12 protein-coding genes and 1 pseudogene are annotated in these 15,410 nt (G+C 40.4%); 9 read left to right on the top strand and 4 right to left on the bottom strand.

What is annotated here, in order from left to right:
• The first annotated feature begins 61 nt into the window (after window positions 1-61).
• On the top strand, window positions 62-1,846 hold the full coding sequence (gene lepA, locus LKM37_02655; protein MCI1719914.1) for a translation elongation factor 4: 1,785 nt from the start codon (window positions 62-64) through the stop codon (window positions 1,844-1,846).
• A 33-nt stretch (window positions 1,847-1,879) separates the two neighbouring features.
• Here lepA and LKM37_02650 read toward each other — a convergent pair whose 3' ends face one another.
• From LKM37_02650 to kdsB, 4 genes are all read right to left on the bottom strand, one after another.
• Window positions 1,880-2,368, bottom strand: coding sequence for a GNAT family N-acetyltransferase (locus LKM37_02650; GenBank protein ID MCI1719913.1), 489 nt, complete (start codon window positions 2,366-2,368; stop codon window positions 1,880-1,882).
• Window positions 2,369-2,400: 32 nt separating this feature from the next.
• The gene (locus LKM37_02645) at window positions 2,401-3,858 is read right to left on the bottom strand and encodes a glycosyltransferase (GenBank protein ID MCI1719912.1); all 1,458 of its coding nucleotides are present in this window, start codon (window positions 3,856-3,858) and stop codon (window positions 2,401-2,403) included.
• 75 nt (window positions 3,859-3,933) lie between these two features.
• Window positions 3,934-5,592: a hypothetical protein gene (locus LKM37_02640; GenBank protein MCI1719911.1), complete on the bottom strand. Its 1,659-nt coding sequence runs from the start codon at window positions 5,590-5,592 to the stop codon at window positions 3,934-3,936.
• Between the two features lie 91 nt (window positions 5,593-5,683).
• Window positions 5,684-6,439, bottom strand: a complete 756-nt coding sequence (kdsB, locus tag LKM37_02635; GenBank protein MCI1719910.1) for a 3-deoxy-manno-octulosonate cytidylyltransferase — start codon at window positions 6,437-6,439, stop codon at window positions 5,684-5,686.
• Between the two features lie 159 nt (window positions 6,440-6,598).
• Between kdsB and LKM37_02630 the strand changes: the two genes are divergently transcribed.
• The 8 genes and pseudogenes from LKM37_02630 (at window position 6,599) to LKM37_02595 (ending at window position 15,366) form a co-directional block, all read left to right on the top strand.
• A complete protein-coding gene (locus tag LKM37_02630) occupies window positions 6,599-7,852 on the top strand; it encodes a sigma-54 dependent transcriptional regulator (GenBank protein MCI1719909.1) in 1,254 nt (417 codons plus the stop codon).
• Window positions 7,849-8,358 (top strand): LPS assembly lipoprotein LptE, encoded by a 510-nt coding sequence (lptE, locus tag LKM37_02625; protein ID MCI1719908.1) that lies wholly within the window; start codon window positions 7,849-7,851, stop codon window positions 8,356-8,358. The genes LKM37_02630 and lptE overlap by 4 nt, the downstream gene beginning before the upstream one ends.
• 10 nt (window positions 8,359-8,368) lie before the next feature.
• Window positions 8,369-9,178: a tetratricopeptide repeat protein gene (locus LKM37_02620; protein MCI1719907.1), complete on the top strand. Its 810-nt coding sequence runs from the start codon at window positions 8,369-8,371 to the stop codon at window positions 9,176-9,178.
• Window positions 9,179-9,221: 43 nt separating this feature from the next.
• Window positions 9,222-9,587, top strand: a complete 366-nt coding sequence (gene secG, locus LKM37_02615; protein ID MCI1719906.1) for a preprotein translocase subunit SecG — start codon at window positions 9,222-9,224, stop codon at window positions 9,585-9,587.
• Between the two features lie 205 nt (window positions 9,588-9,792).
• Window positions 9,793-10,422 (top strand): PspC domain-containing protein, encoded by a 630-nt coding sequence (locus LKM37_02610; protein ID MCI1719905.1) that lies wholly within the window; start codon window positions 9,793-9,795, stop codon window positions 10,420-10,422.
• Between the two features lie 90 nt (window positions 10,423-10,512).
• A pseudogene (locus LKM37_02605) lies at window positions 10,513-10,836 on the top strand (PadR family transcriptional regulator).
• 115 nt (window positions 10,837-10,951) lie between these two features.
• Window positions 10,952-12,691 (top strand): PspC domain-containing protein, encoded by a 1,740-nt coding sequence (locus LKM37_02600; protein MCI1719904.1) that lies wholly within the window; start codon window positions 10,952-10,954, stop codon window positions 12,689-12,691.
• Window positions 12,692-12,954: 263 nt separating this feature from the next.
• A complete protein-coding gene (locus LKM37_02595; protein MCI1719903.1) occupies window positions 12,955-15,366 on the top strand; it encodes a carboxypeptidase-like regulatory domain-containing protein in 2,412 nt (803 codons plus the stop codon).
• The last annotated feature ends 44 nt before the right edge of the window (window positions 15,367-15,410 follow it).

Here is a 15,410-nt window from a genome sequence, read left to right as displayed (position 1 = left end):
CCCAAAAAGAGTATCTTTGCAGCCAAGAGGGCCGCGGCGTAAAACAGCGGCATTTTTTAACATGGATAATATTAGAAATTTCTGCATTATTGCGCACATAGATCACGGTAAAAGTACCTTGGCTGACAGGATGCTTGAGGCTACTCATACGGTGACAGACAGAGAGATGGAGAGCCAGGTGCTGGATTCCATGGACTTGGAGAAAGAGAAGGGCATCACTATTAAAAGTCATGCCGTGCAAATGCAATATCAGAGCGGCGGCAAGGGTTATATCCTTAATCTGCTTGATACTCCGGGACATGTGGATTTTTCTTATGAAGTTTCCCGTTCAATAGCCTCCTCAGAGGGAGCTTTGCTGGTTGTTGATGCAACGCAGGGCATTCAGGCTCAGACAATTTCCAATTTGTATCTGGCGCTTGAACATGATTTGGAAATTATCCCCGTGGTGAATAAGATAGATATGGATGCCGCTGAACCGGAGGTAGTTAGAGACCAAATTGTCAATCTGATTGGCTGCAAGACGGAGGATGTGCTTTTTGCCAGTGCAAAGACGGGGCAGGGAGTACCGGAAATTTTGGAGGCTATCGTAAAGAGAGTGCCGGCTCCTAAAGGAGATCCCAATGCTCCGCTGCAGGCTCTGATATTTGACTCCGTGTTTAATTCCTTCAGAGGTATAATTGCTTATTACAAAGTAGAATGCGGCTCTATTCACAAAGGAGAAAGAGTTAAATTTGTTAACGCGGGAACAGAGTATACAGCGGATGAAGTTGGAGTAATGGGGATGAAGCTGCAGCCGAAAGATGAAATTGGAACAGGTAACGTTGGCTATATAATCAGCGGAATAAAAAGTGCGGTTGAGGTTAAAGTAGGTGATACTATAACATCAGTGGAAAATCCTTGTACAAAAGCAATTGCAGGGTTTGAAGAGGTAAAGCCGATGTTGTTTGCGGGAGTTTATCCCGTGGAGACGGACGAGTATGACAACCTAAAAGTTTCATTGGAAAAATTACAGCTTAATGATGCCTCTTTGGTCTTTGAACCGGAGAGTTCTTTGGCTTTGGGCTTTGGTTTCCGCTGCGGATTTTTGGGGCTGCTGCATTTGGAAATTGTGCAGGAGAGATTGTTCCGCGAGTTCAACATGGACTGCATTACAACCGTTCCAAACGTCTCATTTAAAGTGTATACCACTAGCGGAGAGGTTGTAGATGTGCATAACCCTTCCGGTCTTCCGGAGGAGACTTTGATTGATCATATAGAGGAGCCATACATCAGAGCGCAGGTAATTTCAAAGGCGGAATTTTTTGGACCAATCATGAAGTTGTGCCTGGACAAAAGAGGCACTTTGGTAAGTCAGCATTTTATCACGACAGATAGAGTTGAACTTAATTTTGATATGCCGCTGTCTGAGATAGTTTTTGATTTTTATGATAAGTTAAAGTCTATCTCAAAAGGCTATGCATCATTTGATTACCACATAATAGATTTCAGAGACGCAGATTTGGTAAAACTGGATATTCTGCTTAACGGAGAACCTGTAGATGCGTTATCTTCTCTAACTCACCGCGCTCATGCTTATGACTTTGGCCGCAAGATGTGCGAGAAATTAAAAGACCTTATCCCAAGACAACAGTTTGATATTGCAATTCAAGCTGCGATAGGTGCTAAAATTATTGCGCGTGAAACTGTCCGTCAGGTCCGCAAAGATGTAACTGCAAAATGTTACGGAGGTGATATTACCAGAAAGCGCAAACTGCTTGAGAAACAGAAGAAAGGAAAGAGGAGAATGAGGCAGGTAGGACAAGTTCAGGTGCCTCAGTCTGCATTTATGGCCGTGCTGAAAATATAAACTGTCGGGATAAAAAATTAGCCGCAAAAATAATCAGAGAGTTTTCTGAAAAGCAAGTCTTGCAGTTCCGTTATGGGTGTAAATAATGCCGCAATATTTAAAGTTTTGCTTTTTTAATATGCTTTGCATCACCTTGTTATCTGCGTGAGTATCTACGCGCAGATTATTGATTTTATTAAAGCACCAGTTTATGCAAAAGTCTGCAATTCCTTTTTGGGTGCCATCAGATGCAAGGCGATGAATTACTCCGTAAGGTTTATCGTTTAACCATTTTCCATTCTCAATCACCGTATAAGTTGGGTCATCTCCGATTATGAAAATAAAAGCTGCTGCAATGTGACCGTCATCTGTCCGGCAGATGAAACAGTGTCCTTTAGCAATATCCTCTGAGATAAGCGCTTCCGTTGGGTATCCGTTAATCCACTGATTGGGATTTCCGGTGCCGGCCATAAAATTTCTGGCGCGGGCAAAAATTGGCATCAGCTCTTTTAAGTTCTCTATAGAAGCCTTTTCTATTTTCATAAGTGCAGAGGTTCTCTCTTATGGGCGAATGACTAGTTAACGGTATTTATAAGTTCATCAGCAAAACCGGAGAAATTTTTCTCGGCATTCCAGTTCTCTTCCCAATTTGCGCGGGCATTGTTTTGTATTGCAATCTGCTCTTCCTTAGGGAGCAAGATGTATTTTACAATGTAATCTTTAAGAGTTTCCGGAGTTTGCGCCGCATCTACAAGATATCCGACAGGGCAATTTCTAAACATCTCAGAAACGCCTCCAACATTTGTTGCAATAACCGGGATACCATAAGAGAATGCTTCCATTATAGAGACCGGAACACCCTCCGTGCGGCTTACCAAAACAAATAAATTGGCGCCATTATCTCTGTAATATTCAAGTACTTTTGAGTGCTCAACAGGGCCGCGCAAATTCACTATTACAGATATTGAATCAGTATTTGAGACAGCAGAATTTTTACTTTCTGCTACAGTATCATTTTTTTCTGCGCTGACATTTTTGTTAAAATATTTAACGCATTTGTTTTTTAAATCCTCCAGCAGCGGGCCTCCTCCAAAATGAGTCCAATGAATTCCAGTAAATTTCATCCCCTCGGAAGCTCTTTTTTCTCTGATTTTTTTAACTAGCGCAGAATCATCCGCAATAAGTTTTATTGCCTCTGCAATCATATCAACTCTCTTAAGCTCAATTACATTAGAACAGCTGACAATTTCAAAAACCCCCGGGAGACGTCCCATAAGATTTGCAAATTTCTCATCTGTGTTGGAGCTTCCCAAATGAAAAGTCTCTACCAGCTTAGGCTGATGTTTGTAATTCTTTTGGATGTAATGTGCGCCGTCGTAAGAGATTGGTACGGCGCAATCTATAGAAGGATAAAGCATCTCCCTAAATGGAAGATATCCCTTTGCCCTTTCATAAATATCTGACCCGTGGAATCTTACAAATACTTTTGGCATTATGGAAGTTGCGCCTTCCAATTTTTTCTTTAAGAACGGAGTGATTAATGCAGATTTATCTCCCCAGTAGAAATATAGAACGTCAGCCATAGAACATTCTCTTACAATGCGTTCCATTAGCGGCTTATTCCCCAATATGCTGCGGAGCATAAAAAAGTAATCACAGAAAAGCCAAATTCTTCTAAAGAATCCAGCCTTTTTCCCAATCATATATTTGCCTGCAGGCGGGATATTTAAACCGCATACTGCGCGGCTGAAAAATTCTTTTGTTGCAAAGAAAAACGGAGCCCCGCAGAATAGTCCGTGGTTAATCAAGCCCAATTTGCTCTTATGGTTAAAAGAGAGCAGAGGTTCTTTAACTTCTACATTGGCAGGCATTTGCCTGGCATGAGATTCTGTCGGGATATAAAGAGGATAAATGATAACTCTATCAAAACGCGCCGCTACATAAGGCAGTTCGTCTGCGAGAAAAGTCTCTGCCGCCCCATAAGGAAATGTGTCTGTAAAAAGGACCAGATTGTGTTTGTAGGTGTTATCCATTTAGACAAAGGTAAGAAAAGGGGAATAAAAAAGCCGGCTTTTAAACCGGCTTTTTTAATATGTTTGGGTAGTGATTTACCTCATAGCGGCAAATTCAATATCCTTCTCTGCGCGCTGCTCATATTTCTTCATCTTGTAAGCCTTTGCAAGTTCATTCTCGCAAGTTGTTGCATCTCCCTTGCGGGCTGCTACGATGGCTCTTAGATAAGATTGATTAGGGCATTTTTCATCCTTTAGAACAGACTGTGCTCCGTCAAGGTCATTGTTAAGAATCTTTGCAAGACCATTGTTGTAGCACTTTGTTCCCTCTAGCTCTTGTGCAGCTTTTGCATAGTTGCCATTAAGAATATCAATTGCTCCCTGGTTCTCTTTAGATTCTGAACTGTTTGCCTTTGCAAAATACTCAGAAGCCTTATCATAATTTTTCTTCTGAAGTTCTACAACTCCCATATTGTTATAATAAGAAGGAGTTTGTTCAGACATCTTGCTTAGATAATTCTCTGCGTCGTTTGTTTTGCCTTCCTGCAATGCCATAGCTGCCAAGTTGTTATAAGCGCGGCTGCTATTGTATTTATCGGCTGCCTTCTGATAAATTTCAGCTTTCTCTTTTCTGTTCTTTGTCAGAGTAGCAGAATAAAGCAAAGCCTCTTCATCCAAACGGTCATCATTATTTTTAACCATCTGTTTAAGCTGGTCATCAGAGAAATTCTTCTTAACAACATTTGCAACCATTCTGCTGCGTCTTAGCTGAGGAAGAACTTTGCTCTTCAAGGTCTGGAAAACATTAGACATATTTCTAATCTCGCGCTCTCTTACAGCAGGATCTGAATACATAGACAATACTCTTATAATAAGGTCTTTATCCTCTATGTTTGAGTTTTGTACCATCTGCTGGAAACCTTCCCAATCCTCTCCCTTTTCTGATAGTTCTACAGGGACATTAACTCTTGCATCCTTTGCAATATTTTTCTCATAAGCCTTTTTTGCAGAATTTGCACGCTCGTTGGAAAGAGTATTATTTTTTGCCTCCGGTCCGTCAGGTGATGCATATCCGATAATTGAGCTTGACTCAATAGTCTTGGTTGAATCTGCTTTTGCTTCCTTTAAGAATTTTTCAAACTCCTTAATTTCCTTGGAGTTAAGTCTGCCCTTCTTAACATCAGCCTTGTTTATATCATAAAGAATCTGAGCCTCTTTTGTGATGGTATTCTCTTTCTGATAATTATCATTCTCAAAAGAAGGATCTCCGGAAGTCTTTGCAAGCATATATGTGCAATTTGTTCCGTCGGCAATCTTAAATGCAGCAGGATATTTATAAGACTTTGTCTTATTAACATTGTAAACGGTAGCTCTAAGTTCCAGATGAGCTTTCTCTACGCCCTCTTTATAAGGGAATACAACGCTTCTGCTAAAAGTGCCGCCATTTGCATAAGATACAACTGCATAATTATCATTTACTTTATCTCCTTGCAACCAATAATCCTCTCCAACCATCTCTCCACCATCATAAACAAGTACCGGGGTAATTTTTAATTTTGCCTTCTGCAAAAAATATTTTGCAGGGAAAGTGACAGAATATGTAGCCTTAATTTGACCGGCAACACATTCAAGAACTTTTGGATTGCAGCTTGTCTTAACCATGCTCGCCATTTTGGCCATCTTCTCCGGATTAGCGCAGAAAGTCGTAAGCGCAGCTAGAACAACAATGCCTGCATACTTTAGAAACCTTTTCATAACTCTTTTATAATTAATTAATTAAACAAATATTTTTCTTTCCCGATAGTTGTTGGACCGGGTCACCATTCTGCTGTTATAGCAAATTAGACTATTCTATATTCATTTTGTTAAGTCTGTCCAAATCTTCCTGCGTATCTACGGAATATGACTCATAATTGCTCTCTGCAACTCTGATTTTATATCCGTTCTCCAGCCATCTTAGCTGCTCCAGTTTTTCTGTTTTTTCCAGAACTCCCTGAGGCATAGCGCATATTGCACTCAACGCCTTGGCTGTATAGCCATAAAGCCCGATGTGCAAATAATATTTCCCGTTTTTCACAATCTCATCACTTAGTTCTCCACCACGGAAAAAAGGAATTACAGATCTGCTAAAGTAAAGCGCGTTCCAATCTTTATCTATGACGACTTTTGGCCTGTTTGGATCATTGACTTCTTTGACACTGCCACACTTTTTTACCAAGGTTGCTATTTCAACCTTCTCATCATCAAAGCAATCAATAAGCCTCTTTAGTTGTTCCGGCCTAATATAAGGCTCATCCCCCTGCACATTAATAATTACGTCAAATATCTTGCCGCTTTCAGCTTGATACTTGGTCAATGCTTCCAAACATCTGTCCGTTCCGCTGCTATGAGACGCGGATGTCATCACAGCTTTTCCTCCCATTTCCAGCACCTTATTGAAAATTCTCTCATCATCTGTGGCGACGCAAACGTCTTTAAAGACTTTTTCTGCCTGACGCACAACTCTGACTATCATTGGGACTCCGTTTACCATTGCAAGCGGCTTGCCCGGGAATCTTGTTGACGCATAACGTGCAGGTATTATTGCAATTACATTTCTCATGTTCAGGTATTTCTATAATGTGCTTGCGGAAAATGCCCGCAGAAGCCACGTAATTCACAAATGTACTGAAAAATTGTCAGTTTTTTTTAACTTTGTGCATTGGCGGCAGTGATATTGCAGTAAACGTGAAGATAGGAAGAATAGCCGCAAGAAGGAGGAATGTTAATGGAGCTTCAAAGTTTAAAATCTAGGTTTGACATAATTGGCGATGACCCCGCGCTTAACAGAGCATTGGATATTGCCATGCAAGTTGCAGGAACTGATTTATCTGTCGTTGTTTATGGAGAGAGCGGCGTAGGAAAGGAGGTCATACCTCAGATAATTCATCAGAACAGTCCGCGCAAGCATGCCTCTTACATAGCAGTTAACTGCGGAGCAATTCCGGAAGGAACAATTGATTCTGAACTTTTCGGACATGAGAAAGGTTCATTCACAGGGGCGAACGAGACAAGGAAAGGATATTTTGAGGTCGCCGACGGCGGTACTATTTTTTTGGATGAAGTGGCGGAGCTTCCGCTTGCGACGCAAGTGAGGTTGCTTAGAGTTTTGCAGAGCGGAGAGTTTATGAAAGTAGGCTCTTCAAAAGTTCAGAAAACCAATGTGCGCGTTGTGGCGGCAACTAATGTAAATCTTGTAAATGCTTGTAAGCTAGGAAAATTCAGAGATGATTTATATTACAGATTAAATACCGTCCCAATAACGCTGCCTCCTCTGAGAACTAGAAAAGGAGATATATTCTTGTTATTCAGGAAGTTTGTTCTGGATTTTGCAGAGAAGTACAATATGCCTGTTCTAAAGCTTAATCATGATGCGCAGGTTTTGCTTACATCTTATCGCTGGCCCGGCAATGTTCGTCAGCTAAAAAATGTGGCTGAGCAAATGTCTGTGCTGGAAGTAGATAGGAACATTACCGCAGATGCGCTTCAGAAATATTTGCCAAAGGACGGACCGGAGACTCTTCCAATTTTAAAGAGCGAGGCAGATAAGGAGAGCTTGATAAATGACAGGGATGTTCTCTATAAAATGATATTCTCTCTTAAGCAGGAAGTAGATTCATTGAAGAGTAAAATAGCCTCTTTATCAGATGGTTATACCGGCTCTCATTTGACTTCCGGCATCGTGGAAAATCCTGAGGATGCGGGCAATGTTGTGAATGCCGATGAGGGGGTAATAGTAAACGCATCTCCTATACAAGGAACAACTATCGTGAATAAAAAAGATACTGCGCCTGAGCCGGAAGAGAAAGAATATTCTGAGGTTAAAGAGGATTACTCTCTGCATGCCGTTAATGCAGAGCTAATTAAGAAGTGTCTGGAAAAGCATAGGGGAAGAAGGAAAGCAGCGGCGGCAGAGCTGGGAATTTCTGAGAGAACCCTTTACAGAAAAATTAAAGAATTACATCTGGAAAAATGAGGATAAAAAAGTATCATATATTGACGGCACTGATTATTTCATTAATCGCGACAGGTTGTGGAATATATTCATTTTCCGGGACTTCCATTGCGCCTGATGTAAAATCTATAACCGTGCATACTATAGAAAACAAGGCAATGCAGGTGAACCCGGCATTGTCAAATCAGATGACTCAAACTTTGCAGGACAAGTATAGACATCTTACAAAATTGGATATGGTTACGGATGGGGGAGATTTGGATGTAAGCGGCTATATTACTAGTTATGAGGTAACTCCTACGGCCATTACATCAGAGGAGGTTGCATCTAAAAACAGGCTGACGGTTACGGTCAGGATTATATTTAAGAACGAGAAATACCCAAAAGAGAATTTTGATAAATCTTTTGCAGCATATCAGGATTATGACTCCACAAATTCTTTGGATGCCGTGCAAGCTGCTCTGTGTGACCAGATTGTAGAGACATTGGTGGAAGATATCTTTAATGCTACGGTTGCAAATTGGTAGCGGCTTACGTATGGAGAATGTAGATTTTACTAATATAGAGCAGTTTACGCCGGACCAGCTGGAAGGCATCGTTGCGGAGTATCCTTGGTTTTCTTATGTCAGGGAGATTTTGCTTCTCAAGCTTGCGGCTATCAGCAGAGAAATTTTTGATACTGAGCTGAGGCATTCGGCTGTGTTTCTACCCTCCAGAGGAAGACTCTATGAGAAAGTTATTCAGATAGTTCCCTCAGATGAAAAGGTGCTGGAAACTGTTGTGAATGAGAAGGTAGAAGAGAAAATAACCGAGAAGGAAGAAGAGCAGGCGGAGGAGCAAGCAGAAGAGAAGACGGAGGAGAAGGCAGAAAATCCTGTTGAAGTCATTAATGTTGAGCAGGAGGAAAAGCCTGAGGATGTGAAAGCTGCGGCAGCTGAAGCTATTGAAGAGGCAAAGAGAGAAAGGGCCGGCGGAAGTCCGGTAGAGACTAAAATAAAATATATTCCGGTTGGAGGCGATTACTTCTCCAGGGAAGATTTTGAGCAGCTGGAGAAAGAAGAGGGAGGTTTGCCGTCAGAAGCTCCTCGCCTTGCAACTGATTCAGCAGCAGGTGGTCCTAAAATCTCTTCCACTATAGGTCCCGACGGCAAAGTTAACTTTGATGATCCCGAATTTTGTACGGAAACGCTTGGACAGGTTTATGCACAACAGGGTTATTATGAGCAGGCTATAGAGGTTTTCTCCAAACTAATTTTGCTATATCCGCAAAAAAGTGCTTACTTTGCAGCCCTTGTAAAAGAGGCTGAAAAAGCTAAAAAAGAGGCTTCTTCCGGCCGGGGGAAATAAGACACAGATTTACAACAAGTTAAAAAGATAAGATTTTTAGAATATGTATACCGTTTTAGCTATCATCATTGTTATTGCAAGTATATTTTTAACAATTATAGTTCTTGTACAGAACGATAAAGGCGGCGGATTAGCAGCCAACTTTGCCTCTGGCAATCAGACGTTTGGAGTAAGACAAACTGCAGATTTCCTGGAGAAAGCAACTTGGACGCTAGTAGCAATTGTAATTGTTTGCAGCATATTGGCTACAGCCTTTGTATCCACAAAAGTTACAGAGACTAAGTCAGACCTTACAAAGGAACTTCAGCAGCAGGCTCCGGCCGGCGCACAGCCTCAGTTCCCTAATGCCGGCGGTGCTCAGCAATCAGCTCCGGCGGGAGAACAAGCACCTGCTACTCCTTCAAAATAGGTGAAAATAGGCTACCGTAACAAAAAAGTAACAAAATAATCCGTCGGGATTAAAAGATAATATAGGCCTGGTAATCAAGAGATTAAATCTCAAAATTACCGGGCTTTTAAAAATATTTTAGTACCTTGCGATACAAAGTACTAAATAATCACCATATATTTGCAGTACCAAATACTAGAGAAAATAAACAATAAAAAAATACAAGATGAAAACAGTGTTAACAGTTGGAATTGGCGGTAAAAGTTTCACAATTGAAACGGAGGCTTATTCAGATTTAAAAAATTATCTAAACGCTTTTAAGAACAACTCAAAACTTGGAGTTCAAAGCGACGAGACAATGAAAGATTTGGAGGCGAGAATTGCAGAGCTTTTCTCCACCAAGATTGATTCCTTTAGAAATGTGGTTGATTCTAAAATGGTAGATGAAATTACGGCTCAGCTTGGAATGCCGGACGGGCAACCATACATTAAAAATGCTCAAGACACAGCACAACAGGGTGCAAACGGTGAATATGCCGGGACTGAGTATAATTCGGCCGCAGGCAATGGAAGTGCTTCTTACAAAATGGTGCCGTCTCATAAACTTTACAGAGATCCGGGACGTCATACGCTAGGCGGAGTCTGCACAGGTATTGCATATTATTTTGATTTGGATCCAGTTCTTATGAAGGTCATATTCATATTAGCCTTCTTTGCGGGACTATTTGGTTTTCTAGTTTATATTATTCTTTGGATTATTATTCCTAGAGCGGTTAATCCTGTGCAAATGTGTGAGTTATACGGGATACCTCCAACAGCGGAGAATCTTGCAAAATTTGCTCCGATGTTCAAATAATAATCAGGTGTCTAATATGAAACTAATGACACAAGTTCTATTCATTAACGAGTAAAAACATTTAATATGGAAATTAAAGATCAAGTAGAAATAAATGCAGATAATGTTCAGGCCCAGATGAGAAGAGGCGTTCTGGAATATTGTATCCTGAGCATTTTGCGCAAGGGAGATTCTTATGCATCTCCTTTAATATCAGAACTTAAGCAGGCCCAGATGATAGTGGTTGAGGGGACGCTTTATCCGCTGCTGGCTCGTCAGAAAAACCAGGGATTATTAAGTTATCGCTGGGAAGAGAGTCCAAGCGGCCCTCCAAGAAAATACTATTCCTTAACAGATAAAGGGCGTAAGGCTTTGGAACTTATGGATGCCGCGTGGAGCGATGTTGTAAAATCCGTTGAACTTGTAAAGAACGGAATTGATATGAATAAAATTGTTGACAATAATGCTTCCTCGGACTCTGCAACAAAACAAAATAGTGCAGAAAATGCTGCTGCTGAGGAGAATAACAACTTATAAAACTTAAACTATTATGGAAGAGACACTAAAAATTAGCATAGGAGGCGTTGCATTTGTCATTAATAAAAATGCCTGCGCAAAACTGGAAAATTATTTGAAAGCGCTTGCAGCTCACTACTCCTCAAGACCGGAGGGAAAAGAAATTTTGGATGATATTGAGAGAAGAATTGCAGAGTTGCTTTTGGATAAGTTTGACAAAGAAGATGTTGTAACAGAGGAGAGAATAGATAAAGTAATTGCAGTTATGGGGAGACCGCAGGAGATAGAGGGAGATGATGAAACTATCGGGAGTACGGAAAATGCAAATGCGAATGCAGAAAGTTCTGCAAATACCGGGAGTTCTGCAAGTTACAATGGAGGGAATCAAAATTTAGAAGCTGGGCGCAGCAACCGCAAATTGTTCAGAGATATGGATAACCGTGTGATTGGCGGAGTTTGCAGCGGACTTGCCGCATACTGCAAAATGGACCCGGTTATAATGAGATTGATTTTTGTGGTGGCGTTTATTTTGGGTTCGATTGGCAGACATTTTTTGTGGATTAGCGGACACGGCTTTGGATGGACACATTTTGGAGGTCTTGTTTTTTTAGCTTATATAATTCTTTGGATTGTAATGCCTAAGGCAAAAACAGTTGAGGATAAGTGTGCGATGAAAGGGAGCGCTCCGGGCGTACAAGGCGTTGAGTATGATTATAATAACTCTAACGGGCCAAGAGGTGAAGAGTTTGGAAGAATCATAAAAATTATTGTAGGAATTGTTTGTATGCTTGCTTCTCTTGGAGGATTTATAACGGGCCTTGCATATTACTTTGCATCCGGTTTAAGATTTGGAACCACTCCGCTTGCTATTCTTAATTACTTTGATTTCCAGGGCAATATATTCTTTATTAATATGCTGAGATTGGTTGTTTGGCTTCTGCCTTGCTGTATTCTAATGTACCTTGGAATTCGCTGGACATTCAACTTTAAGATGCCAAAATTCAGACCGGGGCTTATAGCATTTGGAGTTTGGGTAATAGCTTTAATCTTTTTGCTTGTCTTTGGCGCTGCTGCCGTTGAGCAAACATTTGACTTTACAAAGCAGTCGGCAACTCAAACATTGTCAAAGAATTATGACACTCTTTATGTGAATTATGCAAATCTTCCTAATGCTCCCGACAGTTCATTTACAGATATGAATGACAGAGAGTTTATGTACAGAGTATGTGCCGTCTCTTTGCTGCCAGCTCCAATCTGGAAGGATTGGGATTCAGATTCTTATTCTGATTTTGAAAATAATATTTATGATGAAGACGAGGGAGATGACTCCACAACCGTTGTAACACCCTTAAAGACAATAGTAAAGGCGGACAGAGACAATACTTATAATTGTGGTTACAGATTGTTCTGGGGTAAAGATAAAAACAAGCAAGCGATGTTTGCAATCTATCCAAAGTTCTCTGTAAGTTCAGTTTCCGCTAGCAATATAGAATACAACAAAGATTCTACTGTAACTAAGATAGTAAGAGATACAACTATAACTCCTACGGTAGAGATAGAGATGAAAAGAAGTTACGGCAGAGATAAATTGATAACCAGCAAGGTTTCTCCTAACGGAGATTATGAGAGCAACCTTATTTCAATAAAAGGTCCGGTGATTACAATCTATCCGCAAATCATTTCACGTTCAAAGAAATTCAGCGGAACTCTGGTAAGTGCAAAAATAACCGTTCCTGATGGCAGCGTAGTAGTAGTCAATAAGTTAAAGAGATAAGTTCATTATAAATACCCGCTATACTGCGGCGGGATATTATTAAGTTCGTAAATATTTTGTGATTCGTTTTTAGTTCGCGAGTGTGGTAAAATAGGTAACTGTTTTGCCACATCAAGCGCGAGCTGTGCAAAAAAATCTAAGAAATCATCAAGCTAAAATTTAACCAATAATACAACCTAGATACTGCAACATAATGTAAAAAATTCCGTCTAACTGGTGTGTTAATTTAGGAACCGGAATTTTAGATGCAGCAATATTTAATCATGAAAAAGGAAAACTATTTAAAAATAATTTTATTGACCGCGCTAATGGTCATTACATGCGGTTTTGCTAATGCTCAGAAATTCAGCATTAAAGGAAGAATTGTGGAGGTTAGTGCGGTGGAGTTTGCGGATGTTGTTCTGCGCAAAAAAGATATGAGCGTTGTGACAGGCTGCGCTACAGATAAAAACGGAAGGTTTGTCTTTGACAATGTCTTGGCGGGAGATTATATCATTGAAGTTTCCTGCGTTGGGTATGAGAATAAAAAAATCAGTTTAGACAATGTTAGCGGGAATGTGAACCTTGGAGATGTGCAGATTGACCATTCCGCTATTGCTCTTAATGAGCTGGTTGTGAGCGCTTCTAACGTTGTGAACACTCCCGATAAAAAATTGGTGCTGCCAACGGCTTATCAGGTGAAATCCTCTTCTAACGGATTGGATTTGCTTGCCAGAATGCAGCTTTCCAGATTGAAGGTTGATCCGCTGCAAAGCAAGATAACCTCTTCAAATGATGGAGAAGTTCAATTGAGAATAAACGGGGTAAAGGCTAATATTCAGCAAATTAAAGCTCTTAAGCCGGAAGAGATAAAAAGAGTTGAGTATCATGATGACCCATCTATGCGTTATGGAGAAAACGTTGCGGTTGTGATAGATTACATCGTAAAAAGGGCAGAATCTGGTGGATATGTTGGAATGGAAATAACGCAATCCCCTAATATGCTGGGTTTTAATGATGTTGATTTTAATGCAAAATTTAATCACAAGAAGTCTGAATTTGGTCTGGACGGCGGTTCTCATTTCCGTGATATGAAGGGGATGTGGAGAGAGAACAGAGAGACATTTAATTTTGCTCACGATAGTTCTTTTACCCGTGTTGAACAGGGTATTCCAAGCCGCTTTAAGTTTTGGCATAAGTACATGAATGCTTATTATAATTATCAGGAGGGTGAGGAATGGTTCCTTAATGCCAATTTTGGATTTACTCACCGCAAAGTTTACAATAATGATTATCACAGCTTGTTATATCCTGTAAATGACCGTGATAACTATGTTGATATGAGAGACAGCACAAATGCATTATACACTACCCCTTCATTAGATTTGTATTTTCAGAAAAACTTTTCCAAGAACAAACATCTAATTGTGGATGTTGTAGGAACTTATGTCGGAACTACGGAAAAGAGAATGTATTCAGAGTCTAAATCTCTTGCTGCCGGCGGAGAGGAGATTGCGACAGATATTTATTCAAAAATTAAAGGAGATAAATACTCCATTATTGGAGAGACAATTTATGAGCAGGGACTTTTAAAATCTAAAGAGGAAAATAACACTGTCGGGAACAATAAAAAACATTCTGATAAAAGCCTGACACTCAGCACCGGCGCAAGATATTATCAGGTTTATGCAAATAATGATTATAGCGGAACAGTTGATGCAACAACGGCAATGAGAGAGGGGCGTGCGGCACTTTTTGCAGAGCTGAAAGGGCGTTATAATAAATTTAATTATTCTGTTGGAGGATATGGCGCTTACATGTGGACCGGACAGGCCAGAGCCAATTATCACAAGTTTGTAGTCTATCCAAAATTTAAGATTGGATACACTTTTTCAGATAACGCATATATAAATTTGACAACAAAATTGGATTACTATACGCCGGAACTTTCAGATTTGAACAATGTTGAACAGCTGATTGATTCTCTGCAGATTAGAAGAGGCAATCCCAATCTTAAGGTTTATCATATGTGGGACAACAGATTACAGTTTGAGTGGCGGAAAGGTATGTTCACGGTGGACGGTCTGGTTCACTATAAGTACATAAAAAATCCAATTATGGAGGAGACGTTGAGGGAGAATGACAAATTTATCAGGACCAATTTTAACCAGAATAGCTGGCAAATGATTAATCCGGAATTGGAATTCAAAGTTGGTCCGATTGCAAAAATATTTACTGTAAGCGCAACCGTGGGGATGAACCATTTTGACAGCAAAGGAATTGATTATCACCATGTTTACAACAACGGTTATTACGATATAGAAATGGATGCTTTCTATAAAAAATTTATACTGCACTTCCAGATTAACAGCTTGGACAGGAATCTTTGGGGCGAGACGGTCACTGCAAGAGATGAAAAAATTCATCTTATTATGCTTGGATATAAAATCACGGATAATATGTCTATTGCCGTTGGCGCAGTAAATCCGTTCACTAACCGCAACTCGTATAAACAACCAACAATCAACTTGAGCGCTCTTGCTCCATCATACAGCAACACACATTTCAGAGAGTCGGCTCAATTGTTTATGATAAGATTCACCTGGAACTTCAGCTTTGGCCGCAAGTACAACTCCGCGGACAAACTGCTGCAAAACTCAGATACGCAGAGCAGTACGCTCAGCGGAAAGAAATAAGTTGAAAGACTGTATAAAAAAAACAGGCGGGGAAATCCTGCCTG

It is taken from the genome of Bacteroidales bacterium, assembly GCA_022647615.1.
Lineage (GTDB): Bacteria > Bacteroidota > Bacteroidia > Bacteroidales > UBA932 > Egerieousia.
Note: the sequence above shows the minus strand (reverse complement) of the source record. Positions and strands in the feature narration are given on the sequence as shown.

What these genes read in the sequence shown, in the direction of transcription:
- lepA (MCI1719914.1), top strand. Translation starts at nt 62, where the DNA reads ATGGATAATATTAGAAATTTCTGCATTATTGCGCACATAGATCACGGT.
- LKM37_02650 (MCI1719913.1), bottom strand. Translation starts at nt 2,368, where the DNA reads ATGAAAATAGAAAAGGCTTCTATAGAGAACTTAAAAGAGCTGATGCCA.
- LKM37_02645 (MCI1719912.1), bottom strand. Translation starts at nt 3,858, where the DNA reads ATGGATAACACCTACAAACACAATCTGGTCCTTTTTACAGACACATTT.
- LKM37_02640 (MCI1719911.1), bottom strand. Translation starts at nt 5,592, where the DNA reads ATGAAAAGGTTTCTAAAGTATGCAGGCATTGTTGTTCTAGCTGCGCTT.
- kdsB (MCI1719910.1), bottom strand. Translation starts at nt 6,439, where the DNA reads ATGAGAAATGTAATTGCAATAATACCTGCACGTTATGCGTCAACAAGA.
- LKM37_02630 (MCI1719909.1), top strand. Translation starts at nt 6,599, where the DNA reads ATGTTAATGGAGCTTCAAAGTTTAAAATCTAGGTTTGACATAATTGGC.
- lptE (MCI1719908.1), top strand. Translation starts at nt 7,849, where the DNA reads ATGAGGATAAAAAAGTATCATATATTGACGGCACTGATTATTTCATTA.
- LKM37_02620 (MCI1719907.1), top strand. Translation starts at nt 8,369, where the DNA reads ATGGAGAATGTAGATTTTACTAATATAGAGCAGTTTACGCCGGACCAG.
- secG (MCI1719906.1), top strand. Translation starts at nt 9,222, where the DNA reads ATGTATACCGTTTTAGCTATCATCATTGTTATTGCAAGTATATTTTTA.
- LKM37_02610 (MCI1719905.1), top strand. Translation starts at nt 9,793, where the DNA reads ATGAAAACAGTGTTAACAGTTGGAATTGGCGGTAAAAGTTTCACAATT.
- LKM37_02600 (MCI1719904.1), top strand. Translation starts at nt 10,952, where the DNA reads ATGGAAGAGACACTAAAAATTAGCATAGGAGGCGTTGCATTTGTCATT.
- LKM37_02595 (MCI1719903.1), top strand. Translation starts at nt 12,955, where the DNA reads ATGAAAAAGGAAAACTATTTAAAAATAATTTTATTGACCGCGCTAATG.